General features: G+C 70.0%; 23 protein-coding genes and 1 pseudogene. 16 read left to right on the top strand and 8 right to left on the bottom strand.

Translation table 11 applies throughout. The features are described from left to right. Positions 1-168 precede the first annotated feature (168 nt). Complete coding sequence (locus tag AB8M85_RS06955) at positions 169-486, bottom strand: FmdB family zinc ribbon protein (protein WP_372698048.1); 318 nt, start codon at positions 484-486, stop codon at positions 169-171. A gap of 92 nt (positions 487-578) precedes the next feature. Then, the gene (locus tag AB8M85_RS06950) at positions 579-1,181 is read right to left on the bottom strand and encodes a 5-formyltetrahydrofolate cyclo-ligase (RefSeq protein WP_372698543.1); all 603 of its coding nucleotides are present in this window, start codon (positions 1,179-1,181) and stop codon (positions 579-581) included. A 163-nt stretch (positions 1,182-1,344) separates the two neighbouring features. On the opposite strand from AB8M85_RS06950, the gene AB8M85_RS06945 reads away from it, so the two are divergent. The 3 genes from AB8M85_RS06945 to AB8M85_RS06935 all read left to right on the top strand — a co-directional run bounded on the left by AB8M85_RS06945 (position 1,345) and on the right by AB8M85_RS06935 (position 4,284). Further along, the gene (locus AB8M85_RS06945) at positions 1,345-1,971 is read left to right on the top strand and encodes a GNAT family N-acetyltransferase (protein WP_372698047.1); all 627 of its coding nucleotides are present in this window, start codon (positions 1,345-1,347) and stop codon (positions 1,969-1,971) included. A 96-nt stretch (positions 1,972-2,067) separates the two neighbouring features. Continuing rightward, positions 2,068-2,976, top strand: coding sequence for a hypothetical protein (locus AB8M85_RS06940; protein ID WP_372698046.1), 909 nt, complete (start codon positions 2,068-2,070; stop codon positions 2,974-2,976). Between the two features lie 30 nt (positions 2,977-3,006). Continuing rightward, the gene (locus AB8M85_RS06935; RefSeq protein WP_372698045.1) at positions 3,007-4,284 is read left to right on the top strand and encodes a phosphotransferase; all 1,278 of its coding nucleotides are present in this window, start codon (positions 3,007-3,009) and stop codon (positions 4,282-4,284) included. A gap of 25 nt (positions 4,285-4,309) precedes the next feature. Here AB8M85_RS06935 and AB8M85_RS06930 read toward each other — a convergent pair whose 3' ends face one another. Continuing rightward, positions 4,310-6,187, bottom strand: coding sequence for a hypothetical protein (locus tag AB8M85_RS06930; RefSeq protein ID WP_372698044.1), 1,878 nt, complete (start codon positions 6,185-6,187; stop codon positions 4,310-4,312). 59 nt (positions 6,188-6,246) lie between these two features. Next, positions 6,247-6,726 (bottom strand): Lrp/AsnC family transcriptional regulator, encoded by a 480-nt coding sequence (locus AB8M85_RS06925; RefSeq protein WP_372698043.1) that lies wholly within the window; start codon positions 6,724-6,726, stop codon positions 6,247-6,249. Between the two features lie 167 nt (positions 6,727-6,893). On the opposite strand from AB8M85_RS06925, the gene AB8M85_RS06920 reads away from it, so the two are divergent. Further along, positions 6,894-8,141 (top strand): MFS transporter, encoded by a 1,248-nt coding sequence (locus AB8M85_RS06920; RefSeq protein ID WP_372698042.1) that lies wholly within the window; start codon positions 6,894-6,896, stop codon positions 8,139-8,141. A 45-nt stretch (positions 8,142-8,186) separates the two neighbouring features. On the opposite strand, the gene AB8M85_RS06915 is transcribed toward AB8M85_RS06920, so the two are convergent. After that, positions 8,187-8,672, bottom strand: a complete 486-nt coding sequence (locus AB8M85_RS06915) for an Lrp/AsnC family transcriptional regulator (RefSeq protein ID WP_372698041.1) — start codon at positions 8,670-8,672, stop codon at positions 8,187-8,189. A gap of 69 nt (positions 8,673-8,741) precedes the next feature. On the opposite strand from AB8M85_RS06915, the gene AB8M85_RS06910 reads away from it, so the two are divergent. The 7 genes from AB8M85_RS06910 (at position 8,742) to AB8M85_RS06880 (ending at position 14,836) form a co-directional block, all read left to right on the top strand. Beyond that, positions 8,742-9,227, top strand: coding sequence for an NUDIX hydrolase (locus AB8M85_RS06910; RefSeq protein ID WP_372698040.1), 486 nt, complete (start codon positions 8,742-8,744; stop codon positions 9,225-9,227). After that, complete coding sequence (locus AB8M85_RS06905; RefSeq protein WP_372698039.1) at positions 9,224-10,201, top strand: ABC transporter ATP-binding protein; 978 nt, start codon at positions 9,224-9,226, stop codon at positions 10,199-10,201. Before AB8M85_RS06910 ends, AB8M85_RS06905 begins: the two co-directional genes overlap by 4 nt. Continuing rightward, the gene (locus AB8M85_RS06900) at positions 10,188-10,871 is read left to right on the top strand and encodes an ABC transporter permease (protein ID WP_372698038.1); all 684 of its coding nucleotides are present in this window, start codon (positions 10,188-10,190) and stop codon (positions 10,869-10,871) included. The genes AB8M85_RS06905 and AB8M85_RS06900 overlap by 14 nt, the downstream gene beginning before the upstream one ends. 38 nt (positions 10,872-10,909) lie before the next feature. After that, on the top strand, positions 10,910-11,602 hold the full coding sequence (locus AB8M85_RS06895; protein ID WP_372698542.1) for an ABC transporter permease: 693 nt from the start codon (positions 10,910-10,912) through the stop codon (positions 11,600-11,602). Further along, positions 11,599-12,561 carry an ABC transporter substrate-binding protein gene (locus AB8M85_RS06890; protein WP_372698037.1) on the top strand — a complete coding sequence of 321 codons (963 nt, stop codon included), beginning with the start codon at positions 11,599-11,601 and terminating at the stop codon, positions 12,559-12,561. Before AB8M85_RS06895 ends, AB8M85_RS06890 begins: the two co-directional genes overlap by 4 nt. A gap of 81 nt (positions 12,562-12,642) precedes the next feature. Next, entirely contained in the window at positions 12,643-13,857 is a 1,215-nt protein-coding gene (locus AB8M85_RS06885) for a pyridoxal phosphate-dependent aminotransferase (protein WP_372698036.1), read from the top strand. 79 nt (positions 13,858-13,936) lie between these two features. After that, positions 13,937-14,836 carry a PPK2 family polyphosphate kinase gene (locus tag AB8M85_RS06880; protein WP_372698035.1) on the top strand — a complete coding sequence of 300 codons (900 nt, stop codon included), beginning with the start codon at positions 13,937-13,939 and terminating at the stop codon, positions 14,834-14,836. A gap of 222 nt (positions 14,837-15,058) precedes the next feature. On the opposite strand, the gene AB8M85_RS06875 is transcribed toward AB8M85_RS06880, so the two are convergent. Both AB8M85_RS06875 and xseA read right to left on the bottom strand, forming a co-directional pair. After that, positions 15,059-15,307, bottom strand: coding sequence for an exodeoxyribonuclease VII small subunit (locus tag AB8M85_RS06875; protein WP_372698034.1), 249 nt, complete (start codon positions 15,305-15,307; stop codon positions 15,059-15,061). Continuing rightward, positions 15,304-16,551 carry an exodeoxyribonuclease VII large subunit gene (xseA, locus tag AB8M85_RS06870; protein ID WP_372698541.1) on the bottom strand — a complete coding sequence of 416 codons (1,248 nt, stop codon included), beginning with the start codon at positions 16,549-16,551 and terminating at the stop codon, positions 15,304-15,306. Before xseA ends, AB8M85_RS06875 begins: the two co-directional genes overlap by 4 nt. A gap of 195 nt (positions 16,552-16,746) precedes the next feature. Here xseA and AB8M85_RS06865 point away from each other — a divergent pair, with 195 nt between their 5' ends. Then, the gene (locus AB8M85_RS06865; protein ID WP_372698033.1) at positions 16,747-17,661 is read left to right on the top strand and encodes a hypothetical protein; all 915 of its coding nucleotides are present in this window, start codon (positions 16,747-16,749) and stop codon (positions 17,659-17,661) included. A 10-nt stretch (positions 17,662-17,671) separates the two neighbouring features. Then, on the top strand, positions 17,672-18,760 hold the full coding sequence (locus tag AB8M85_RS06860) for a 4-hydroxy-3-methylbut-2-enyl diphosphate reductase (protein ID WP_372698032.1): 1,089 nt from the start codon (positions 17,672-17,674) through the stop codon (positions 18,758-18,760). Here the strand turns inward: AB8M85_RS06860 and AB8M85_RS06855 are convergent. Continuing rightward, complete coding sequence (locus AB8M85_RS06855; RefSeq protein ID WP_372698031.1) at positions 18,757-20,013, bottom strand: DNA recombination protein RmuC; 1,257 nt, start codon at positions 20,011-20,013, stop codon at positions 18,757-18,759. The two genes, AB8M85_RS06860 and AB8M85_RS06855, sit on opposite strands and share 4 nt — an antisense overlap. 54 nt (positions 20,014-20,067) lie before the next feature. Here AB8M85_RS06855 and ychF point away from each other — a divergent pair, with 54 nt between their 5' ends. The 3 genes and pseudogenes from ychF to AB8M85_RS06840 all read left to right on the top strand — a co-directional run. Further along, positions 20,068-21,153: a redox-regulated ATPase YchF gene (gene ychF, locus AB8M85_RS06850; RefSeq protein ID WP_372698030.1), complete on the top strand. Its 1,086-nt coding sequence runs from the start codon at positions 20,068-20,070 to the stop codon at positions 21,151-21,153. Between the two features lie 377 nt (positions 21,154-21,530). Continuing rightward, positions 21,531-21,800: a hypothetical protein gene (locus AB8M85_RS06845; protein WP_372698029.1), complete on the top strand. Its 270-nt coding sequence runs from the start codon at positions 21,531-21,533 to the stop codon at positions 21,798-21,800. 12 nt (positions 21,801-21,812) lie between these two features. Next, positions 21,813-23,078: pseudogene (locus AB8M85_RS06840) on the top strand (Abi family protein); the annotation flags it as partial. Between the last annotated feature and the right edge of the window lie 279 nt (positions 23,079-23,357).

Here is a 23,357-nt window from a genome sequence, read left to right as displayed (position 1 = left end):
ACGCCAGGAGCGTCTGTACCGGGGCGTGCGGCCGGTGGGCCGGGGGGATCGGCGGTGCCATCTCATGCCACCAGTGGGCCATGGCACCGGTGCCGCCGGGCACGCCGGCGGAGCGGCTGTGGATCCGGGGCACCCGACGCCGCGGCGACGCGAGCTGTGGGGGGCCGGTCAGGAGCCGGCGGCGACCTTCTGGCTGGAGCTTCCCGCGGCCGGTGTGGCACCAGCGGAGCTGCCGGAGGACGTGTCCGAGGAACCCGTGGATGCCGACGACCCCGTGGACGGGGCGGCCGGGGCGGTGGCGTTGGAGCTGTTGCGTGAATCGGTGCGGTAGAAGCCCGAGCCCTTGAACACCACGCCGACGCTGTTGAACTTCTTGCGCAGCGTCCCGTGGCAGGCGGGGCATTCGGTCAGCGAGTCATCGCTGAAGGACTGCACCGTTTCGAAGGCGTGGTCGCAATCCTTGCAGGCATAGGCGTAAGTGGGCATCGTGATCCTTCGTTGCACTGGTCTCGGCGGCGGACCGTGGTGGTCCCGCGAGGTCGTCTTGGCACTCACAACCGCCGAGTGCCAATTCTACCTCATCGCTTCAACGCCTCGGTGGTCCAGCTGATTCCCGCGGCCGTGACCACCCCGTCCACCGGCTGGTCCAGCGGCCCCACCTCGAACGTGCCGACCGGGACCAGCTCGTGCTCGAACACCATGGCCAGCAGCACCGGCCGCCGCTCCATCGCGCGCAGAGAGGCGATGAAGCGGTCGTAGTAGCCGCCCCCCTGGCCGAGCCGGCCACCGGCAGCATCAACGGCCTGGGCCGGGACCAACACCACGTCCACCTCCTCCATGACCGAGACCGGGTGCCGTTCGCCCACCGGCTCGTCGATCGGGGCCACCGTGGCCCGGGCCATCGGCACGCCGGGATACCAGTCCGCCCAGGACAGCCGCCGTTCCGGTTCGCAGATGGGCACCAGCACGCGGTGCCCGCGCCGGTGCAGTTCTGCCAGCAGGCAGTCCGTGGGCGGTTCTGCCCCATAGGAGATCACACAGGTCAGGGCGCGAACCCCGCCGTCGTGCCCCAGCCACTCGAACAGGGCAGCGGTGATGGCGTCCATTTCCCGCCGTCGTCGGGCCGGGTCCAGCTGTCGGCGCAGGGTTCGGAAGTGCGTGCGGGCCGCCGCCTTTGACATGGTCTCCACCCCTCGATCGTATGCCAGCAGCGCGCCCGCGCCATCAGGTGGGCCTCAGGCCCGTGGGGACCGCGACGCGGCGGAGCGCCCGCTGTCGCGAACACGCACGCCGATGGCGACGCCACGGCGGGGAGAACGTCGGCGCTGCCGATAAACTGACGGCATGGAATTCGGGACCGGGTCGTGGCCGGTGACTCTGGAAAGCGGCGACCTGCTGCTGCGGCCGCTGCGGTACCGCGACAAGGCCACGTGGATGGCGCTCAAACGGCGCAACGCCGACTGGCTGCAGCCGTGGGAGGCCTCCACGCCCACACCCGGCGGACCGCTGCCGACCTACCGCGAAATGGTGTCCTCGCTGAACCGCCAGGCCCGCGCGGGGCTGACCCTTCCCTGGGTGATCGCGCTACGCGGCAGCGACCGGCGCGAGCCGGCCATGGTCGGGCAGCTGACCGTCTCGGGCATGCTCTGGGGCTCGGCGCTGACCGCCTCGCTGGGCTACTGGATCGACGGCGCCCATGCGGGCCGGGGGATCACCCCGCATGCCGTGGCGCTGGCGACCGACTACTGCTTCCGCGACCTGGGGCTGCACCGGATGGAGATCAACATCCGCCCCGAGAACACCGCCAGCCTGCGGGTGGTCGACAAGCTCGGCTTCCGCGATGAGGGGGTGCGCGAACGCTTCCTGCACATCAACGGCGAATGGAGCGACCACCGGTCCTTCGCGTTGACCGCCGACGAGGTGCCCGGAGGCCTGCTCCAGCGTTGGCGCGCGGGCAACGCCACCCGCTGAGGTGCACGTCAGCGGAGGAATCCACACGCTACTTCCGGTAGGACACACCGTCGTCAATACAGCCCGTAGTGGGTGCGGCCACGTAACGTCGGGGGGGTGGACATCCAAGTCGAGAGCTCAGTGGTCCTGGCGGCCATGATCGCCGTGCTGCTCGCCTTCATCGTCCCCTCCATCATCCGCCGCGGCCAGAAGCCCGCGGAGCCCGCCCTGGCGCTGGCCTCGACGCCGTCCGACGCCGTGGAGGCACCCCGCACCGCCCGACCGAACGACACCCCACGCCCCCGGAGGAACACCATGGCAACCCCCGCACGGCCCAGGACCGCCGCGCCCCAGCAGGCACCGTTCCGGATCCGCTACGGCCGCCTCGGCGTCGCACTGGCCGGCGTGCTGGCTGTCGTCCTGCTCGTGGTCGGCGGGGTGCTGGCGCCCTTCGGCGTGGTCTCCGGCCTGGTGCCGCTGGTCGCCGCGTTCGTGCTGGCCGGGTCCTTCGTCGGACTGCGTGCCCTGGCCGTGCGGGACCGCCGCCGCAAGGTCCTGGCCCGGATGGACGCCGTCTTCCACGAGGCCATGCACTCCAGCACCCCGACCGAGACCGTCGTCCGGCACACCGCCACCACGGTCTTCGACGCCCGCGAGCAGGACGCCCCGGAACGTGCCGTGCACGAGGCCGCTGCCCCCCACGCCCGCACCGCGCCCGCGGCGGCACCGGCACCGCGGACCTGGGACCCGGTTGCCGTGCCGAAGCCCAGCTACGTCGGGGCCGCGAAGGCAGAACGCCCGGCGCCCGAACCGCTGCCGGCCGCCGAACAGAAGAAGCCCCAGAAGGTCACCAGCATCCTGCAGGAGACCCGGATCGCCGAACAGTCCGCCCACCTGGCCGACCGCGACGCGAGCGCCGGCCACGCGCCGGAGGCGACGCCGATCACCGAGGCCCCGGCCCGCCGGCCGGCCCCGGCCACCGGCGGCATCAACCTCGACGCCGTCCTGCAGCGCCGCCGCGCCTGAGCCGTCGGCGACTCCGCCCCCTTCCGGTGAATGCCCGTGCAGCCCGGCTGGAGTGACGCCGAGCAGGCCGAGACCCTGGTTGATCGGGCCCCGGAGCTGATCCGGAGGGCCTGGGGATCGCGGTTGGGTCCGCACGAGCCGGCCACCGCCCGGCAGGTCCAATTCCAGCTGCGGCCCGGGGCCGGCGTCAGCGTGGTCTACTCGCTGCGGCGCGGCGCCGCCGAACGCTTCGTCGGGCTGACCACCGAGGTGCTCGCCGGCGGGGCGAACCCGGGGCTCCACCGGCTCGAGGTCCCGGACCGGACCGGCACGCACGACCGCCGCCCGCTGCAGGTGGCCACCTGGTGGCATCCCCACGATCCGCGCCTGCCCGGGCTGCCGCACGCGGCCGTCGCGGCTTCGGCCGAACGCCTCTGGGGTGGCGGCGATCGGCTGACCCGCCTGCAGACCATCACCTACCGGCCCCTGCGCCGGGCCGTGTTCCGCGCCGACTTCTCCACCCCGGGGCCCGTCGTGGCCACCCGCAGCGTCTTCCTGAAGGCGATGCGCCCGGACCCGGCCGAGGCGCTGGAGCTGCGCCACCGGTTGCTGGCCGCGGCGGGGCTGCCGGTGGCCCCGGTGCTCGGGCCGGTCCTGCACGGTGTCGTCGCCACCGCGGCACTGCCTGGCGAGCCGCTGTCCACCGCCTTGCGGAACGACGGCGGGGCGCACCTGGATCCGGCGGCGCTGACCGGGTTGCTGGACCGGCTGCCGGAGGCAGTGGTGGAGCTGCCGCGCCGGCCGTCCTGGTCGGAGCGGCTGGCCCGCTATGCCGATGCGGCGGCCAGTGCCCTGCCCGAGGAGTCCCGGGCGGTTGCCGCCCTGACGGACCGGGTGCGCGGGCTCATCGACGCCCGGGACCCGGGGCCGGTGGTGCCCGTGCACGGGGACTTCTACGAGGCCAACATCCTGATGTCGGCCGAGCCGGGCGGTGCGGCAGGCGGCGCGGCGGGTGCCGGGACGGTCGGGGGGCTGCTGGACCTGGATTCGGTCGGTCCCGGGCACCGGGTGGATGACCTGGCCTGCCTGCTGGGCCATCTTGCGGTCCTGCCGGCGATCAGCCCGCGCTACGAGGGGATCTGGTCGACCATCGATGCCTGGGCCGCCGTCTTCTCCCGGAGCGTCGACGAACGCGCCCTGCACGCCCGGGCCGCGGCGGTGGCCGTCTCGTTGGTCGCCGGGGCGCGGCGGCCCGGGGCCCGGAGCTGGACTGGTGCGGCGCGCGCCCGGCTGGAGGCCGCCCGGCGGCTGGCCGAGCGGGCCGGGTAGCCGGGCACCGGTTGCCTTAGGCCGGTCATTCCCTGCCGGCGCTGCCGGGGGAGTCGTGCCCGTCCTCCGGGGCGCCGTCGGTCGGAGCGGCATCGGGGAAACCGGATCCGCCGTCGTCCTCCGGGTCCGTTTGCTGGGCCTCCAACAACGACCGGTTGGCCAGGTCGGCGGCCTCCTTGGCCTGCAGCGGCAGGCCCAGGGTGATGAGCACCTCGGCCAGGCCGCGTTGCGCGGCGTAGAAGTGGGCCACGCTGTCGCGGTGCTCGGCGGCGATCAGCCGGTACATCCGTGCCGCCTCGTCGCCCCGGTCGGTCTGGGACAGGACGTGGGCGGCGAACAGCTCGGCGTTGCCGGCCCCGTCGCTGTCCTCGGCGGCCTTGAACAGGTCGGCCGCCTCCAGCGCCGCGGCGACGGCCTCGGTGGCATAGCCCAAGGCCCAGAGCGAGCGGGCGCGGGTATCCCGGAAATCGGCCTGGTGCCAGTCCGCGCCGTCCTCGTCGGCCAGTGCGATGGCCTCGGCCAGGACCTCCAGGCCGGCGACATCGCCGCTCTCGGACAGGGCATGGCCGTACGCATGCAGGGCCACCGGCAGGACCGTGGGATCGTCCTCCGTGGCGCGGGCGAGCTCGACGGCCCGGGCGAAGTGCTGCAGGCAGGCCGCGGGGTCCTCGGCATCGGAGAGCAGGGTGCCGGCGCTGAGGTGGGCCCGCGCGGCGTCCCCGGCCAGCCCCGAGCCCTCGAAGGCCGCCGCCGCCTGTTCCCAGGCCTGCAATGCATCGTCCTCGCGCTCCTGGTGGCGCAGGCAGTGGCCCAGCGACATCAAGGTGCGGGCGGCGTCGTCGTCCCGTCCCCGGGCCTGGAGCAACGCGGCGAGGGACTCGAGGACCTCTTCGGCCAGCAGGTACTCCTCGGCTTCCAGCAGCTGGTTGCCCAGGGCCAGCCGGATCGCCCAGGTCTCCTCGAATTCACCGCGTTCGGCCTGCTCCACCGCGATGCGCCAGGCGGTGATGGCAGCGTCCTGGTCCAGGTCGGCCGAGGCGAAGTTCGCGACCAGGGCGGCGGCGGAGATGGCGCCGCGGCGCACCCCGGTGGCCGAGTACAGGTCAAGTGCCTCGACGGCGCAGCCCTCGGCCTCCAGGGGATGGCCGAGTTCGTGGTGGCAGGAGGCCTTGACCATCCAGATCGCCGCGCGCATGGCCCGGTTGACCTCCAGGGACAGCAACCGGTCCGCCGTTTCCAGGGCGCGTTCCTGCCGGCCGTGCTTGGCGTGGCCGTGCGCCAGGTAGAGCAGTGCCCCGGCCTCGCTGTCCGTCCGGCCGCCGCCGCGGTAGTCGTCGGCGCAGCGTTGCAGGTCCTCCAGGGCCGTCTCGTCGCCTTCCTCGAAGCGCACTACCGCCAGCGGAAGCCGGGCGTCGGCCAGGACCTCGGGTGGGGCGCCGGCTGCCGCATGGGTGGCCAGTGCCGCCTGCAGGATGGCCGTTTCGCCCGGGCGGGGCTCGCGGAAGAGCAGGCCGCCGAGGTGTTCCTCCAGATCGGCCTGGTGGCGCCGGCCCAGCGAGCGCAGCAGCGCAACGCGGCGGGCCGCCGCGGCGTCGGCGCCGGTGGCGTTGCCGTCCAGCTGCTGGACCGAGGCCAGCACGCCGAGCAGGGACAGGGCGTTGTCGGCAGCCGCGGGATCGGGGCCGCCGCCGGCGGTGCCCAGCCCGTGGCCCATCTCGCGGCCGAACTCGGGGCCCAGCAGGTCCAGTCCGGCGGCCGCGGCCCGTGCAGCGCCCTCGTGGTCCTCCGAGTAGGCGCGTTCATAGGCCAGTTCGAGCCATCCCCGGGCGTCCGCGGGCGCGGCCAGTGGATCCGGCTGCGGCGCGTCGGAGATCCCGCGCAGCCGCTGCATCAATGCGGACAAATGCCTGATCCTCCCAAGGTCGGCGTCCCGGTCGTCCCCCGGTGGCCGTTTCCCCCAGCCTAGTGCCTGCCCTGCCCTGCGAGGTGGCGCAGCAGCGGCTCGGCGCGGTAGGGGATGTGCTCGCTCAGTGCCAGGGACGTCTCGGTCCGGATCACCCCGCGCATGCGCAGGATGGAGCGCAGCACGCTTTGCAGATGGTGGGTGTCCAGTGCCACGACGCGGCACCAGATGTCGCCACGGCCGGAGATCTCGTGCACCTCGAGCACCTGTTCCTGCTGCCGCAGCGCCGCGATGACGGCGTCGAGCTCGCGGTGGGACACCTCGATGGTGATGAACGCCAGCACGTCGTATCCCAGGGCCGCTAGGTCGACCTCCCGGCCCCCGGAGCGCAGCACCCCGGCCCGGTCCAGCCGTTTCAGGCGCGACTGCACGGTATTGCGGGCGACCCCCAACGAGGAGGCCAGATCACCGATCTGGGCCCGGGGTTCCTCCAGCAGGGCCACCACCAGCCGCAATTCGAGGGAGTCAAAAGTTGCCATGATGTGCCCCAGTAGATCACATCGGACGCCGATTCTGATCATGATCATCAATCCAGCGGCAATTTGCGAGGCATTTGCATCAGGAAAACCCAGAATAGTGGTTGAAAGGGCGTGCCGCCATACCCCGCCGGCCCGGCCTCCAAGCCCGAACCACCCCGTAAGGCCCCATGACCGTCATCAGCGAACTGCGCATGCGCGCCCAACCAGCCTCCGCCTCCCGCCCGGGATGGGATGCCTCGGTGAACGCCCGGCTGGTGCTTACCTTCACCGCCACGGTGCTGCTGCTCATCGGGGCGAACCTGGCCACCCCGCTGTATCCGCTGCTGCAGGAACGGCTGGACCTGGGCCCGTTCGCCGTCACGCTGGCCTTCTCCTCCTACGTGCTGGCCCTGATGGCCGGACTGGTGCTCTACGGCCACTGGTCCGATCACATCGGCCGCCGCGCCGCCGTGGTTCTGGCGGTGCTCGTGGGCGTGGCCGGGGTGGTGGTCTTCGGGAGCGCGGGAAGCCTCGGCGGCCTCATCCTCGGGCGCGCCCTGCAGGGCGCCGCGGTGGCGCTGTGCACCGGGGCGAGCAGCGCCGCACTGCGCGAGTTGTTGCCGCGCAACCCGGAATGGGCCAGCCGCCTGACCCTGCTGGCCTCCTCCTCGGGGGTGGCCGCCGGCCCCGTGCTCGGGGGCCTGCTCGGCGCCCTGCCGCACCCGACGCGCACCCCGTTCCTGCTCCTGGGCGCGGCCCTGGTCCTGGTCCTCGTGCCCCTGTGGGCGCTGAAGGCGCGCCCGGCCCTGTCCCCGGCCCCGGGGTCCGGAGCCGTCCGGGTGTTGCGGCCGCGCCGGATCGGCCCGGTGCACGACGCGCGCACCCAGTTCCGGCGGGCGGCCTCCATCGGCTTCCTGAGCTTCGCGCTCTTCGGCTTCGGGCTTTCGCTGGCCCCGCGCTACTTCTCGGACCTGTTCGGGATCGACTCGCTGGCCGGCATCGGCGTCCTGGCCGCACTGACCCTGGCCGCATCCGCCGCGGCCCAGCTGCTGGGCCGCTCGCACCGGAACCTGCTGCCGTGGGCGCTGTGCGCGATGGCGGCCGGGATCGTGCTCATCGCCGTCGCCGGCGCGCTGGCCAGCTTGCCGTTGCTGGTGTCCGCCAGCCTGCTCGCCGGCGCCGGCCAGGGCACCGCGTTCCGCACGGCGTTCAACGACGTGGCCCTGGCGGTCGAACCCGCCCGGCACGCCCAGGTCATCAGCACGGTCTACGTCGTGACCTACCTGGGCAGCGCGCTGCCGGTCCTGGGACTGGGCCTGGTCGCCGGGATCATCGGCCTGCCCTCTGCCGTCGCCTGGTTCGCCGCGCTCATCGCCGCCGGCTGCCTGGCCGTCGCCGCCGGAGCACTGCTGGAGCGCCGGCCCCGCCGGCCGTAGCCAGGCCTTGGCCACGCCGCTGCCGCGGCCAGACACCGGGCAGCGTCAGAGCGGGCCGGCCTGCCCCTGCACGTGGTCGAAGACCAAGGTCGTCTCGGTATGCCCGACCGCCTCGTCGGTCGCCAGATGGTCCAGCACCCAGTCCCGCAGCGACTCCGTCGAGGGCACGGCCACGTGCAGCAGGTAGTCGGTGCCGCCGGAGACATGGAACATCGACAGGACCTCCGGCAACTGCGGAACCCGGCCGGTGAACCGGTCGATCTGGACGCGGTCGTGCACGCGCAGCTTCACCGAGATCAACGCCTGGACGCTGCGGCCCACCGCCGGCAGGCTCAAGCGGGCGTGGTAGCCCTCGATGATCCCGCGTTCGACCAGCTGGCGGGTGCGCAGCAGGGCCGTCGACGGGGCAATGCCGGCACGCTGGGCGAGCGCGGAATTGCTGATACGGGCATCGGCCAGCAACTCCGAGATGAGCACCCGGTCGACGTCGTCCAGCGGGGCATGGGTCGAGGGCTTCTTGGCGGCAGGCATGCAGATATTCCACCACACGCGGCGTGGATGCCGGAGCGCCGGGCGGACCGGCACAGTACGCTGGGGTCCATGACCTCTGCGCCCCGGGAACCCGACGCCGGATTCGATACGCGGCTGGCAGCCTATTGCGTGGTGGTCCGTGATTCCCGGATCCTGCTGGCCTTGTGGGACATGCGCCACCGGGTAGCCGATTTCAGCCCGCGCTGGACACTGCCCGGCGGCGGCGTCGAACTGGGCGAGTCCATCGAGGCCGGGGCCGTGCGCGAGGTCGCCGAGGAAACCGGGTACGCGGTCCGCCTGACCGGTCTGCTCGACGTCGACGCCGGCCATATCCCCGCCGAGGCCCGGATGCACCCCACCGACCGGGCCCTGCAGACGGTCGCGGTGCTCTACGGCGCGGAGATCACCGGAGGCGAGCTGGCCCATGAGCTGGACGGCACCACCTCGCAGGCCGGCTGGTTCGAGCTCGACGACCTCGCGCGGCTCGAACGCACCTCCCGCGTCGACTGGGCCGTCAAGGCCTACCATGACCACCTCGAAAGGGGCCGCGCATGATCCGCTTCGAGAAGGTGGGCAAGCGGTACGACGGCGGTGCCCCCGCGGTCACCGACCTCACCCTGGAGATCCCCGCGGGAAGCATCACCGTCCTGGTCGGCCCCTCCGGCTGCGGCAAGACGACGTCGCTGCGGATGATCAACCGCATGGTCGACGCCACCTCCGGCACCATCGAGGTCGACGGGCGCGACATCGCCCAGACGCCGCCGCACCAGCTGCGGCGCTCCATGGGCTACGTCATGCAGGCCGGCGGCCTCATGCCGCACCGCACCATCGGCGAGAACATCGCCACCGTTCCCCGGCTGCTGGGCACCGGACGTGCCGCGGCCAGACGGCGCGCGGAGGAGCTCCTGGTGACCGTCGGACTCGGCGCCGACCTGGCCGGGCGCTACCCCGCCCAGCTCTCCGGCGGCCAGCAGCAACGCGTCGGGGTCGCCCGCGCCCTCGCCGCCGACCCGCCCATCCTGCTCATGGACGAGCCCTTCAGCGCCGTGGATCCGGTGGTGCGCGCCGAATTGCAGGACGAGCTGCTGCGCCTGCAGTCCCAGCTCTCCAAGACGATCGTGTTCGTCACCCATGACATCGACGAAGCGATCCTGCTCGGCGACCGGGTCGCGGTCATGGGCGACGGGGGAGTCCTGCAGCAGTTCTGCCCGCCGGCCGAACTGCTCCGCGCCCCCGCCAACGACTTCGTCGCCCACTTCATCGGCCGCGACCGCGGCTTCCGTGCCTTGTCCTTCCGGCCCGCGGCAGAGCTGGACTGGACTCCGCCGGGGGAGTACTCCGAGGCCGACCTGGCCGCCGCCGTGAAGATCCCGCGCTCGGCCAGCATCCGGGCCGCACTGGACGCCGCCTTGACCTCGCTGTCCGGAGTGGCACTCGCCGTCGACGAGGACGGGAACGCCCTGGGCGTCCTGGATGCGGCCGGGATCGGCCGCCAGATCGGTGGGAGGGACCAGGATGCTCTGGCTTGAGGGCCACCTCGAGGAGATCCTGCACCTGTCCGGAAGCCACCTCGTCCAATCCATCCTGCCGCTGTTGCTGGCCGCCGTGGTGTCCATTCCCGCGGCCCGGTTCATCCGTTCCAACGGGACCGGCCGCCGTCGTGCCTTGCGGCTGGGCGTCGTCCAGCTTAGCGCGCTGCTCTACACGATTCCCTCGCTGGCCCTGTTCGTCGTACTGCCCTCGATCCTGGGCACGCAGATCCTGGATCCGGCCAACGTCATCGTCGCCCTGACCCTCTACGCCATAGCCCTGCTGGTGCGCAGTGCCGCCGATGCGCTGGAATCCGTGGACCCCGCGGTGCTGCGCGCCGCCGATGCGATGGGATACCGGCCCATGCGCCGCTTCTTCGCGGTCGACCTGCCGCTGTCCCTGCCCGTGCTTTTCCCCGCCCTGCGCGTGGTCTCGGTCAGCAACATCTCGCTGGTCAGCGTCGGGGCGCTGATCGGCATCGAGAACCTGGGCACCCTGTTCATGGACGGGCTGCGCCGCAACTTCCCCTTCGAGATCGCCGTGGGCATCGTGGCCACCCTGGTCTTGGCCCTGCTGATGGACCTGCTCCTGGTCCTGCTGCAGCGGATCCTGACACCCTGGCAGCGGGCCGGCAGCGGCCGGCGCCAGGCCCGCTGGGTGGCCGCATGAGCGTAATCGCGGCCGCCGCACCGGCCCTACCCGCCACAATGCCTGCACTGGGACCGCTCGGCGGCTTGGGCGAATGGCTCTCCCGGCCGGGCACGCTCAACGGCCCCGGCAGCATCCCGGTACGCCTGCTCGAACACCTGGCCTATACCGGGTTGACCCTGGCCATCGCCCTGGTGATCGCCGTGCCGATCGGCCTGCTCGTCGGGCACACGGGGCGGGGCCGGGTCGCGGTGATCGCCGGATCCGGGATGCTGCGCGCCCTGCCGACGCTGGGCATGGTGACCCTGTTCGTCCTGCTCTCCGGGACCCTGGGCATCATGCCGCCGATCTGGGCGCTGGTCCTGCTTGCCGTGCCGCCGCTGCTGGCCGGCATCGCCGCGGGCATCGGCTCGGTGGAGGACACGGTGGTCGACGGAGCCCGCGCCATGGGGATGACCGAGCCACAGGTCCTCTTCCGGGTGGAGGTACCCAACGCCCTGCCGGTGCTGATGGGTGCACTGCGCCTGGCAGTGCTCCAGGTCATCGCCACGGTGGCGGTCGTCTCGGTGATCAACCTCGGCGGGTTGGGCCGGTACCTCATCGACGGCATCGCCGTGCGGGACTACCCCCAGGTCTTCGGAGGAGCGGTGGTGATCGCTGCATTGGCTATTGTGGTGGATGCGGTGCTGGCGCTGGTCCAACGGATTGCCGTCTCGCCCGGACTGAAAACCCATCTAGGAGGCACTCCATGACCCAGACATCGAAGGCGCCCCGCTCGACCCGCCGATTCGCGCTCGGCGCCGCCCTCGGGCTGGTCGCCGCGCTGTCCCTCTCGGCGTGCAGCGGATCCGACCCGTTGGCCCCCGAAACCCCCCAGGCCTCCGGGTCCGCGCTCGACCGGCCCCTGGTCGTCGGCTCGGCCGACTTCCCGGAAAGCAAGATCATTGCCGAGATCTACGCCGGTGCCCTGGAGGGCGCCGGGATCGACGCCACGACCAAACCGGGCATCGGTGCCCGGGAAGCCTACGTCGGGGCCGTCAAGGACGGCTCGGCGGACATCGTCCCGGACTACTCCGGGAACCTGCTGCTCTACTTCAACCCCGACGCCACCGCGGTCTCGGCCGGAGACATCACCGAGGCGCTCAAGGACGCGGTCCCCGAAGGACTCGGCGTGCTGCAGGCCTCCAAGGCCGAGGACAAGGACTCCCTGGTCGTCACCGCCGCCACCGCGGAAAAGTACGACCTGAAGTCCATCACCGACCTGGCCAAGGTCTGCGACCAGCTCGTCCTCGGCGCCCCGCCGGAGTTCAAGGAGCGCGCCTACGGCCTGCCCGGGCTGAAGTCGACATACGACTGCACTCCGAAGTCGTTCGAGCCGATCGCCGACGGCGGCGGACCGGTGACCGTCAAGGCGCTGATCAACAACGACATCCAGGTTGCCGACATCTTCACGACCAGCCCGGCCATCAAGGACAACGGACTGGTGGTCCTGGAAGACCCGAAGAACAACTTCATCGCCCAGCAGGTCCTGCCCCTGGTCAACACCGGGGTTGTCAGCCAGCAGGCCGCCGAGGTGCTGAACAAGGTCTCCAGCGAGCTGGCCACCGAGGACCTGATCGAGCTGAACGGCTACGTCTCCGGCGATGCCAAGCTCGATCCTGCCGACGCTGCGGCCGATTGGCTGCAGGAGAAGGGCCTGGACGGGAAGTAGCCGGTCCAATGCGACGGATCATGTCGCGGCGTCGTGCAGTCGATCACAGACCGCACGACGCCGCTGTCATATGCTGGTCCAATGCCCGAGTTCAAGCAGTCCAACAAGCTCCACAACGTTCTGTACGACATCCGGGGTCCGCTGCTTGAACACGCCCAAAGGATGGAGTCCGAGGGCCACCGCATCCTGAAGCTGAACATCGGCAACCCGGCGCCCTTCGGCTTCGAGGCCCCCGACGCGATCCTCGTGGACATCATCCGCAACCTGCCCCAGGCCCAGGGGTACTCCGATTCGCGGGGCATCTTCTCCGCCCGCACCGCCGTGTCGCAGTACTACCAAACCCGCGGCATCCAGACGATCGGCGTCGACGACGTCTACCTTGGCAACGGCGTCTCCGAGCTGATCACGCTGAGCCTGAACGCCTTGCTGGACAACGGCGACGAGATCCTCATCCCGGCGCCGGACTACCCGCTGTGGACCGCCTCGGTGTCGCTGGCCGGCGGTACGCCGGTGCACTACCTCAACGTCGAGGAGGAGGGCTGGCTGCCCGATCTGGAGGACCTCGAGGCGAAGATCACCCCGCGCACCAAGGGCATGGTCATCATCAACCCGAACAACCCCACCGGTGCCGTCTACCCCAAGCATGTCATCGAGGCCATGCTCGAGCTGGCCCGCAAGCACGGGCTGATCGTCTTCTCCGACGAGATCTACGAAAAGATCCTCTACGACGACGCAGTGCACTACAACACCGCGGCGCTGGCCGACGACGTGCTGATCCTGACGTTCTCCGGGCTGTCCAAGGCCTACCGGGTGTGTGGCTTCCGCGCCGGGTGGATGGCGATTTCCGGGCCCAGGCACCTGGCCTCGGACTACATCGAGGGCATCAACCTGCTGACCAACATGCGCCTGTGCGCCAACGTCCCGGCACAGCACGCCATCCAGACCGCGCTGGGCGGCTACCAGTCCATCAACGACCTGATCCTGCCCGGCGGCCGGCTCAAGGAGCAGCGCGACACCGCCTACCGGATGCTCAACGACATCGAGGGCGTGTCCGTCCAGCAAGCCCGCGGGGCGATGTACCTGTTCCCGAAGCTGGACCGCGAGGTCTTCCGCTTCGACGACGACGAGCAGTTCGCCCTGGATCTGCTCAAGCAACAGAAGATCCTCATCTCCCACGGCCGCGCGTTCAACTGGATCACCCCGGACCACTTCCGCCTCGTCACGCTGCCCTCCGTCCGGGACCTGGAGGAAGCCATCGGCAGGATCGCCGAGTTCCTGGACGACATCCGCCGCTGACCTCGTTCACCCGGGGATGGCATAGTGGTGCCCACCGGCGGACGGCCCGCCGGTCGGGGCAACGGCAAAGGGGCCACTGGTGGGCAAGAAGAAGAAATCCGAGGACTTCCCCGGGGCGGCATACGGTTTCACCCACCCGGTTTCGACGCTGCTGCGCGCCGGACGCGGCTTTTCCCTGCAGGACGCCGATCCCGGCGCCAAGCCCGGCTTCGGGGGAGGGAAATCCGATGGCCGCAAGGCTCTGACCGCCGCCGATGAACACCTCGACGACCTCCAGGAACGCCTCTATGCGCAGGCCCGCAGCGGCGACGACCCGGCCCGGGTGCTGCTGATCCTGCAGGCGATGGACACCGCCGGCAAGGGCGGGATCATCCGGCACGTCATCGGCACCGTCGACCCCCAAGGCGTCGAGCTCCACGGCTTCAAGGCGCCAACGGCCGCCGAGAAGCGACACGACTTCCTCTGGCGCGTCGAGCGCCGGTTGCCCGGTGCCGGGATGATCGGCGTGTTCGACCGGTCCCACTATGAAGACGTGCTCATCGGACGGGTTCGCCAGCTGGCCGGGGCGGACGAGTTGGAACGCCGCTACGGGGCGATCCGCGACTTCGAGCAGCGCATCGCCGACGAAGGCACCCGCATCATCAAGGTCATGCTCCACATCTCCCCGGAGGAACAGTACGAGCGGCTCTCCGAGCGGCTGGACCGCCCGGACAAGCACTGGAAGTTCAATCCCGGGGACATCGACGAGCGGCTGGAGTGGGACGCCTACATGCAGGCCTACCAGAAGGCCATCCGCGAAACCGACGCCGGCCATGCCCCGTGGTACGTCGTGCCCGCCAACCGCAAGTGGTACGCGCGCGTCGCCGTCCAGCACCTGCTAATCGAGGCACTGGCCGGGATCGACCCGCAGTGGCCCGCCGCGGACTTCGACGTCGAGACCCAACGACGGCGGTTGGAGGACGCACGGCACGTCGGCTGAGACTGGCCACCGGACGAACCGGTCCGGGGACACGCGTCGTTCAGCTGGGGTGGCCGTAGTGAGTCACGACGAAGACCGGCGTGCGGGAGGGGCTGTTCCTCGCCCCACCAACACCGCCAGCCGGCGTCGGGCCATGGCCCCGGGCATGGCGGCCCCTTTGGTGAGTGCGATTGCAGCCCCAGCAGGCTACCGCCGGCTGGGGCTGTGGCACGGGACGGTGCCTCAGTCGCCGGTTGTGGAACCCGTTTCGGCCCGTCCGGCCCGATCCCGGGCAGCGTCGAGTCGTTCCCGTGCGCCTTCGAGCCAGGCCTCGCAGCGGGCAGCGAGCGCCTCGCCCCGCTCCCAGAGGGCCAGCGACTGTTCCAGACTGGCGCCGCCGGCTTCCAGCTGGGCGACCACGGCGACCAGTTCCTCGCGTGCCTGTTCGTAGCTGAGCCCGGCGATGTCCGCGTTGGCTTCGGTCTCCGTCATCCTGCTGCCTTCCTATCTGCTGCATCCTGCGGTTGGTCTTCCGTCGAGAGGACGACGGCGGTGAGTTTGCCCCGGGCCAGCCGGATGGCCAGCCCCGTGTCGACGGGTGTGTCGTCGGGGGAGCGGACCACGGTGCCGTCGTGCGTCTGGACTACCGCGTAGCCCCGGTCCAGCGTCTGCTGCGGCGAGAGCGCCCGGACCTGGGCACGCAGGTGCGCCACGGCGTCGTGCCCACGGCGGACGAGGGTGTCGATGGAGCGGTGCGAGCGTTCGCGCAGGCGTTCGAGGTCTTCGCTGCGCACCTGCACCATGCCTTCGGGGTGGGCCATGACCGGACGCGTCCGCAGGGATTCGAGCTGCTGGCCGGCGCGGTCGATGAACAGCGTGACCGCCCGGTCCAGGCGCTGGCGGGCCTGTTCGATCCCGAACCGTTCCTCGGCCAGGTCCGGGACGATCCGCTTGGCGGCATCGGTGGGCGTGGAGGCACGCAGGTCGGCGACGTCGTCGAGGATGGGACGGTCGGCCTCATGCCCGATGGCGCTGACCACCGGAGTGGTTGCCTGGGCCACTGCCCGGACGAGTTCCTCGGCGCTGAAGGGCAACAGGTCCTCCAAGGCCCCGCCCCCGCGGGCGATGACGATCAGGTCCACCGCCGGGTCGGCATCCAGCTCACGCAAGGCGGCGATGACCTGGGGGACCGCGTTGACGCCCTGCACCGCCGTATTGCGGATCGTGAATTCGACGGCGGGCCAGCGCAGCGTCGAGTTGCGCACGACGTCCTTCTCGGCATCGGAGTCACGTCCGGTGATCAGGCCGATCCGCTGGGGGAGCAGCGGCAGGCGGCGTTTGCGGGACGGATCGAAGAGTCCTTCGTCGGCCAGGGCATGTCGGAGCCGTTCCAACCGGGCCAGCAGATCGCCGAGCCCGACGGGGCGGACGTCGGAGGCCACCATGGAGAGGCGGCCGGTCTTGAGGTAGAGGTTCGGGGCGAGCCGGGCCACCACCCGTGAACCGACCTCGGGCTTGGCCTCCAGCCGGCGCATGACCGAGGACCAGACATTGACCGACAAGGAGTACTCGACGTCGACGTCGCGCATAGTGAGGTAGGCATGGCCGTTGCGCACGTTCGCCTCGAGGAGCTGGCCCTCGATCCACGCCGCCGGGGCGCGCTCGATGTGCTGCTTGAGCTTCTCGGAAAAGACCCGCAACGGCCACGGGGAATCGGGTGTGGTCTCGCCGGCCATCCGCGGCAGCGTCCCCCCGCCATCGGGTCGTTGACCGCCCTCGGCTGGCGGATTCGGGTTCTCCACTGCGATTGCTCCCCGGTCTCGTGGCGGCCCGGCGGTCGTCCGGGCCCACGTATATGCATACCAGTAGGCTGGGACAATTGGCGCACGCTGGACCGGGCGTGCCGACGAACCGACCAGCCGGGAGGCCCCGTGCGCACTGCAGGATCCGCGCTGCTGATGATCATGGCGGCCCTGCTCGCTTGTGCCGCTGTGGCGGGTTCGGCGGTGGACCGGTTGGCGCACACCGCCGGGCCGGTGCGGCGGATCGCCGGTGACCTGCCCCGCGACGAGGCCGTCCGGACGGCCCTGCCGGCCGTGCTCGCCCATGCCGTCCGCAGCGGCGTCCCTGCGGGGATCTTCGTCCCGGATGCGTTGGAGGGACCGCTGGAACGGGCCAGTGCGCACGCCGTCGATGCGGCCTTGGACAGCCCCGGTTTCCAGGACGCCTGGCTGGCGAGCCTCGATGCTTCCCGCGAGGCCTATGTGGACCGGCTGGAGGAGGTCCGTGCCGGGAGCCGGGACACCGCGGAGGTAACCCTCGAGCTCGGACCACTGGCCTCCCACGGGGTCGCCGACCTGAAGAAGGCTGCCGGCGACGTCGGGCTGGGGTTCCTCATCGATTCGTTGCAGACCGACATCACGGCGTCGGTGCCCTTGGCCTTTCCGGTGACCGACGCCGCAGGGTCCGCTCGGATAGCCACGGTGGTGTGGCTGTCGGCGGCCTGGGCATGGGCCGCACTCGGCGCCGTCGTGTTGGCCATCGCCGGTTTCATCATGGCCCACCCCCGTCGCCGTGGCTGGTCCCTGGTCCTGGGCGGCCTGGTCGTCTGCCTGGGCGCAGTTGGCCTGCTGACGATCGCCGCGGGCCTCCTTCCCGATGCTGCACCGGTCCCTGTCGGCCAGGACCCTGCCGCTGGGCTGGCGGCCGCCGCCCAGGCGCGGGTGATGGAGGGGTTGTCGGACTACGTAACCGGCTGGGCGGTTCCGGCCCTCGTCGGCGGGGGAGTCGTGGTGGTGGTCGGCGGTGTGATGCGGCTCCTCGTGGGACGTCCGCGGAACCGATAGCATGGATGGCATGTCCGTTAGCCCTGCCGCCCCGGTTTCCGTGCCCATGCCACGGGTACCACGCCGTCGTCGTTCGCCCGAGGAAATCTCCGCCGCAGCGCCCATCGAGGGTCCGAAGCGCGTGTTGTTGGCGGCCCCGCGCGGCTACTGCGCCGGCGTCGACCGTGCCGTCATCGCCGTGGAGAAGGCCCTGGAGCACTATGGAGCCCCGGTCTACGTCCGCAAGCAGATCGTGCACAACGTCCATGTCGTCTCGACGTTGGAGGAGCGCGGCGCGATCTTCGTGGAGGAGACCGATGAAGTCCCCGAGGGTGCCCTGGTGGTTTTCTCGGCGCACGGCGTGAGCCCCGCCGTCGTGCAGTCGGCCGCGGACCGCAGCCTGCGCACCATCGATGCCACATGTCCGCTGGTCACCAAGGTCCATCGCGAGGCCGTGCGATTCGCCAAGGCGGACAACCACATCCTGCTCATCGGGCACGAGGGCCACGAAGAGGTCGAGGGGACGTTCGGCGAGGCGCCGGAGAGCACCACGATCGTCAACAACCCGGCCGAGGCCCGCACAGTCCAAGTCGAGGATCCGGACCACCTCATCTGGCTGTCGCAGACCACGCTCTCGGTCGACGAGACCATGGAGATCGTGAACATCCTCAGGGAACGCTTCCCCAACCTGCAGGATCCGCCCAGCGATGACATCTGCTATGCCACGTCGAACCGCCAGGCCGCCATCAAGAAGATCGCACCGCAGGCCGAACTCGTGATCGTCGTCGGGTCGGCCAACTCGTCCAACTCCGTGCGCCTGGTCGAGGTCGCCCTCGAATACGGTGCCAAGGACGCCCACCGTGTCGACTTCGCCAACGAGATCGACGAGAGCTGGTTCGAGGGCATCTCCAGCGTCGGGGTCACCTCCGGGGCCTCCGTGCCCGAGGTCCTGGTCCGCGAAGTGCTCGACCTGCTGACCGAGTACGGGTTCGGCCCCGCCGAGGAAGTCGTCACGGCCGAGGAGGACATCCTCTTCTCGCTCCCCAAGGAACTGCGGGCCAAGCTCAAGGAAGCCGGCGACTCATCCCGCGGGCTTGGCGGCCATGGGAATGGAAGCTAGGCGCTTTCGCTCCTGGCATCGCCCGAATCCGTCTCCCGATCCGGCGCTTCATGTTGCAGGAGCTCGCTGGCGCTGAGCACACGTGGTGTTGATTCGACCGGCGCGACCGACAGGCCGGCACCGTCGACCGCGGCAAGCCCGTGGCCCGGATCGAGGTTCTGGATCCTGCGTACCGACGGCAGGACACGGGACTCCAGCGTCCCCACGAAGGAGTTGTAGCGTTCCACGCTCGACTTCAGAGACGAGCCGAGCTTCGTGACGTGCGAGCCCAAGGTCCCCAGCCGGCTGTAGAGCTCCTGCGATTCGTCGAACAAGGCGCGCGCGTTTTCCGTCAGCAACTCCTGCCGCCAGGCGAAGGACAGCCCCTTGAGGATCGAGAGCAGCGTCGCCGGTGCTGCAAGGGCGACGTTCCGGGAGAAGGCATGGTCCAGCAGGTCCGGATCGCTGGTCACGGCGGCAGCCAGAAATGATTCCGCGGGCAGGAAGCAGACCACCAGTTCGGGGCTACCCGGGATGGACTCCCAGTACGTCTTCGAGGCCAAGTCATCGACATGGGAGCGCAATGCCTTCGAATGGGCTTCCAGAAGGGAACGCCTCTCGGCAACGCGGGATGACTCGGCCAGCACGTCAATCTCCTGCGCCGAGAGGTAGGAGTTCAGGGGAACCTTTGAATCGACGGCAACCGACTTGCCGCCGGGCAAGGTGATGACCATGTCGGGTCGTTTGCCCGTGGTGGTGGTGACCTGCTCGTTGAAGTCAACCCTGGCCAGCATTCCGGCGGCCTCCACAACGCGGCGCAACTGCACCTCTCCCCAGGTGCCCCGCGCCGAGGTGTTGCGCAGCGCGCCGGCCAGTGACGACGTCGTCCTCAGGATCGCGGCGTCCTGCTCGGCGGCCATGCTCAGCTGTTGGCTGAGCTGGCCGTACTGCTCCACCCGGTCCCGCTCGAGCAGCGACACCTGCTGCTGCACCTGGTGGAGCTTCTCCGCCACCGGGGCCAGGACCTGCAGGACCTGACGGTCGCTCCCCTCGCGGATGCGGTCGGCATCTGCGCGCGACTGCAGTGATTCAAGTTGCCCCCGCGTCGCGGCGAGCGACGACTCCGCAACCGACAACAGCTCGGCCTTCCGGCGGCCGTCGTCGGCCAGCGCCGCAAAGCGGTCACGGAGGCCCAGCATCCACAGACCGGCGGCCCCGAGCACCAGCCCCAACAACAGCGTGAGAGTCGACACAACCCAAGCAAAAGCATCCATGCCCCCACTCTGCCAGCCTGCGCCGACAGTTTGCGGCAGGTAGAGTTGTCTCCCGTGGCTCTAACAATCGGAATCGTCGGACTGCCCAACGTCGGCAAGTCAACCATGTTCAATGCACTGACCCGCGCGCAGGTTCTCGCGGCGAACTACCCGTTCGCCACGATTGAGCCCAACGTCGGCGTGGTGCCCCTTCCCGATGACCGGTTGAAGGTCCTCGCCGGGATCTTCGGCTCCGAGCGGATCCTGCCGGCCACGGTGTCCTTCGTTGACATCGCCGGCATCGTAAAGGGTGCCTCCGAGGGGGAGGGATTGGGAAACAAGTTCTTGGCCAACATCCGCGAGGCGGATGCCATTTGCCAGGTAACCCGAGCCTTTGCCGATCCCGACGTCGTGCACGTCAATGGCGAGATCGACCCCGCAGGGGACATCGAGACCATCGCCACCGAGCTGATCCTGGCCGACCTGCAGACCATCGAAAACCAGCTTCCCCGCTTGGAGAAGGAAGTCAAGGCCAAGAAGGCCGACGCCTCCTTGCTGTCGGCCATCAAGACCGCCCAGGAAATCCTGGAATCGGGCGCCACCCTGTACGCAGGTGCGGCTGCAGCCAAGCTCGACCTGGCCGAGGTCGCCCCGCTGCAGCTGATGACCACCAAGCCGTTCATCTACGTTTTCAACATGGACGAGGAAGGCCTGGCCGACGACGCGCTGCGCGCCCGGTTGTCGGATATGGTCGCTCCGGCCGAGGCCATCTTCCTCGACGCCCAGTTCGAATCCGACCTGGTGGAACTTGAGGAGGACGAGGCCGCCGAGATGCTCGCCGAGGCCGGCTATACCGAGTCGGGCCTGGACAAACTGGCCCGCGTCGGCTTCAACACCCTCGGCCTGCAAACGTACCTGACCGCCGGGCCCAAGGAATCGCGTGCCTGGACGATCCACCAGGGCGACACCGCCCCGCAGGCCGCCGGCGTCATCCACACCGACTTCCAGCGCGGCTTCATCAAGGCCGAGGTCATCGGCTTCGACGACCTGGTCGCCGCCGGCTCGACCGCCGCCGCCAAAGCCGCAGGCAAGGCGCGCATCGAGGGCAAGGACTACGTCATGAAGGACGGCGACGTGGTGGAATTCAGGTTCAATGTCTAAAAAAGTCCTCTGACCAGGGGTTTTACCTTCTCGGCTTCCTGTTGGGGTCGACGGATGAGTTTCGATCTACCATCAGTTGCTGAGCGTTAATGGCGCTGACCTTCGCTTTTAACCGGCCCCTGCGGAACCTCCGCAGGAGCCGACTGCCTCCCTAACGGAACCCAGGGCGCTTCACCAGCGCGTTGGTTCCAGCATCGAGGTCGTGGCCGGGGCAAGCAGTGCCCGGAGCTGCCGACGCTGAGCGACCGAGCAGTGTTTGACCTGCGCAGGTGGAACCCGTATCCTCGGATTAACACGACAGGCTCGCTTCTCTAGATGAGACGCGGGCCTGTTCTCTTTCTACCCCCGGGCGCCGGGGACACCAGGACGATGCGCACGTGACGACCCCGAACAGCACCTACGCCAAGCCGTTCCTCACGGTCCCCGAGCAGATCCGCCGGCTGCGCGGGCGCGGCATGGACTGCGGAGACAACGCCTACGCGGCCGAGGTCCTGCAGCGATACGGCTACTACCGGCTCTCGGGTTACTGGCACCTCTACCGTGACCGGCCCGCTCCTCCTGCGCCCCGGTCCGACGAAGAGGACCGCGAGATCCGCCTGGACACGTTCGTGCCCGGGACCGGCCTCGCGCACGTGGTCTCGCTGTAAGAGTTCGACCACGAGTTGCGCATGCGCCTCGGCGACGTCCTCAGTACCGTCGAGACGGCCTTCCGGTTCTTCATCGGCCACCGGCTCGGCAGGATCGACGCGTTCGCGCACAGGCACCCCTGGGCGCTCGGCGCGACGAGGCAGGAAGATCCCGGCGCGCCGCCCGAGCCGACCGCCGCCTACCGCGAGTGGCTCGAGGAGTACGACCGGCACGAGCAGCGCGCCCGGGGCGACTTCGTCGTACATTTCCGCCAGCAGTACGGTCCGCACCTGCCCATCTGGGTCGCGACAGAAGTGATGTCCTTCGGAGTGCTGAGCAGCCTCTACGACCTGATGCTGCAGCCCGACCAGGAGATCCTCGCGGCACGGTTCCAGGTCCGCACCGCCGACGGCCACGGAGATCGCGGCGCTCTCGGGAACTGGCTCAACAACCTCAGGAACGTGCGGAACATCTGCGCCCACTACGGCCGTGTGTGGAACCGCGCGTTCGATGTGCTCATCGACGCGCCGGGGCAGGCTCGAAAGGACGCCGACGACCTGCTCGCGTCGCTCGCGGAAGAAGGGACGAACAACAGGCTCTACGGAGTGCTGCTCGTATTGCGCCACCTCCTGCTGAGCATCGCGCCGGAGAAGGGCGACGTCGTGGACCTGGCCGACTTCGTCGAAGAGAAGTCCCGCACCGTCGGCTTCGGCATGGAGCAGCTCGGATTCCCTGACAGTTGGAGGAGCAGCCCGATCTGGGATCGGGCCTTCGCGCTCGACCGCTCACCGATGATGGCCGCGAGCCTGCTCGACCGAGCCGAGTGCATGACCGCCGCCGAGACCCGCGCATCGCTGACGGGGGCGGAAGTGATCGACGCGGAGCGGACACGTACCCCGGCGCAGGCGGCGCGCGCGAAGAAGGCCGCCCAGCGCAGCCTGCTTCGGACCTACCTCAAGCACAACGTCGTGATCGAGGTCGAGCTCGGAGGGACGAAGTTCTATCCGGCCTTCCAGTTCCGCGACGGGAAGATCATCGACGCGCTTGCCGAGACCAACCAGGCGCTCGCCCGGTCCTGCGGAGGCTCGGATCCGACCGACGTCGCCAGGGCGCTACTGGACTGGTGGCAGACGCCGCACCCGGACCTGCCCCATGGCGCGGACGGCTCGGACCGATCGCCCCTCGAGCTGCTGAGCTCGGCCACCGAGGAGGAGTTCGCCGCGGCGATCGACGAGGCGGACGCCATACGCAGCTTCGTCGTGCCGCACGACCTTGACCGGGGCAATGCGTGCGAGTAACGCTACGTGTCGGAGTGCCGGGGCACGAAGACCCATCCGCGAGCTGACTCGCGTCGAGGTGGAGGAAGGCGCTGGCCGAGGTCAAGGACAGTCGTACGGCGACCTCGAGGCTATCGACGTCGGCTTCGCGCCCGAGTGCGTGGCCGGCACATCAGGTGACAGTCTTCAGACGTTCGCTAACTGCGGCGACGTGGTGGAGTTCAGGTTCAATGTGTAGCTGGGGCCCGGTATAGCATCTGCCTCCTCAGCGCATGGACACGGTGAACGGCGAACGGGTCC

The sequence above is a fragment of the Arthrobacter sp. JSM 101049 genome, assembly GCF_041679245.1.
GTDB lineage: Bacteria > Actinomycetota > Actinomycetes > Actinomycetales > Micrococcaceae > Arthrobacter_H.
Note: the sequence above shows the minus strand (reverse complement) of the source record. Positions and strands in the feature narration are given on the sequence as shown.

Excerpts from the sequence above, each read along its gene's own strand:
- AB8M85_RS06950 (WP_372698543.1), bottom strand. The coding sequence starts at position 1,181 with ATGTCAAAGGCGGCGGCCCGCACGCACTTCCGAACCCTGCGCCGACAG.
- AB8M85_RS06895 (WP_372698542.1), top strand. The coding sequence starts at position 10,910 with ATGCCTGCACTGGGACCGCTCGGCGGCTTGGGCGAATGGCTCTCCCGG.
- AB8M85_RS06935 (WP_372698045.1), top strand. The coding sequence starts at position 3,007 with ATGCCCGTGCAGCCCGGCTGGAGTGACGCCGAGCAGGCCGAGACCCTG.
- AB8M85_RS06860 (WP_372698032.1), top strand. The coding sequence starts at position 17,672 with ATGTCCGTTAGCCCTGCCGCCCCGGTTTCCGTGCCCATGCCACGGGTA.
- AB8M85_RS06855 (WP_372698031.1), bottom strand. The coding sequence starts at position 20,013 with ATGGATGCTTTTGCTTGGGTTGTGTCGACTCTCACGCTGTTGTTGGGG.
- AB8M85_RS06920 (WP_372698042.1), top strand. The coding sequence starts at position 6,894 with ATGACCGTCATCAGCGAACTGCGCATGCGCGCCCAACCAGCCTCCGCC.
- xseA (WP_372698541.1), bottom strand. The coding sequence starts at position 16,551 with ATGGCCGGCGAGACCACACCCGATTCCCCGTGGCCGTTGCGGGTCTTT.
- AB8M85_RS06905 (WP_372698039.1), top strand. The coding sequence starts at position 9,224 with ATGATCCGCTTCGAGAAGGTGGGCAAGCGGTACGACGGCGGTGCCCCC.
- AB8M85_RS06875 (WP_372698034.1), bottom strand. The coding sequence starts at position 15,307 with ATGACGGAGACCGAAGCCAACGCGGACATCGCCGGGCTCAGCTACGAA.
- AB8M85_RS06945 (WP_372698047.1), top strand. The coding sequence starts at position 1,345 with ATGGAATTCGGGACCGGGTCGTGGCCGGTGACTCTGGAAAGCGGCGAC.
- AB8M85_RS06925 (WP_372698043.1), bottom strand. The coding sequence starts at position 6,726 with ATGGCAACTTTTGACTCCCTCGAATTGCGGCTGGTGGTGGCCCTGCTG.
- AB8M85_RS06890 (WP_372698037.1), top strand. The coding sequence starts at position 11,599 with ATGACCCAGACATCGAAGGCGCCCCGCTCGACCCGCCGATTCGCGCTC.
- AB8M85_RS06885 (WP_372698036.1), top strand. The coding sequence starts at position 12,643 with ATGCCCGAGTTCAAGCAGTCCAACAAGCTCCACAACGTTCTGTACGAC.
- AB8M85_RS06900 (WP_372698038.1), top strand. The coding sequence starts at position 10,188 with ATGCTCTGGCTTGAGGGCCACCTCGAGGAGATCCTGCACCTGTCCGGA.
- AB8M85_RS06955 (WP_372698048.1), bottom strand. The coding sequence starts at position 486 with ATGCCCACTTACGCCTATGCCTGCAAGGATTGCGACCACGCCTTCGAA.
- AB8M85_RS06910 (WP_372698040.1), top strand. The coding sequence starts at position 8,742 with ATGACCTCTGCGCCCCGGGAACCCGACGCCGGATTCGATACGCGGCTG.
- AB8M85_RS06915 (WP_372698041.1), bottom strand. The coding sequence starts at position 8,672 with ATGCCTGCCGCCAAGAAGCCCTCGACCCATGCCCCGCTGGACGACGTC.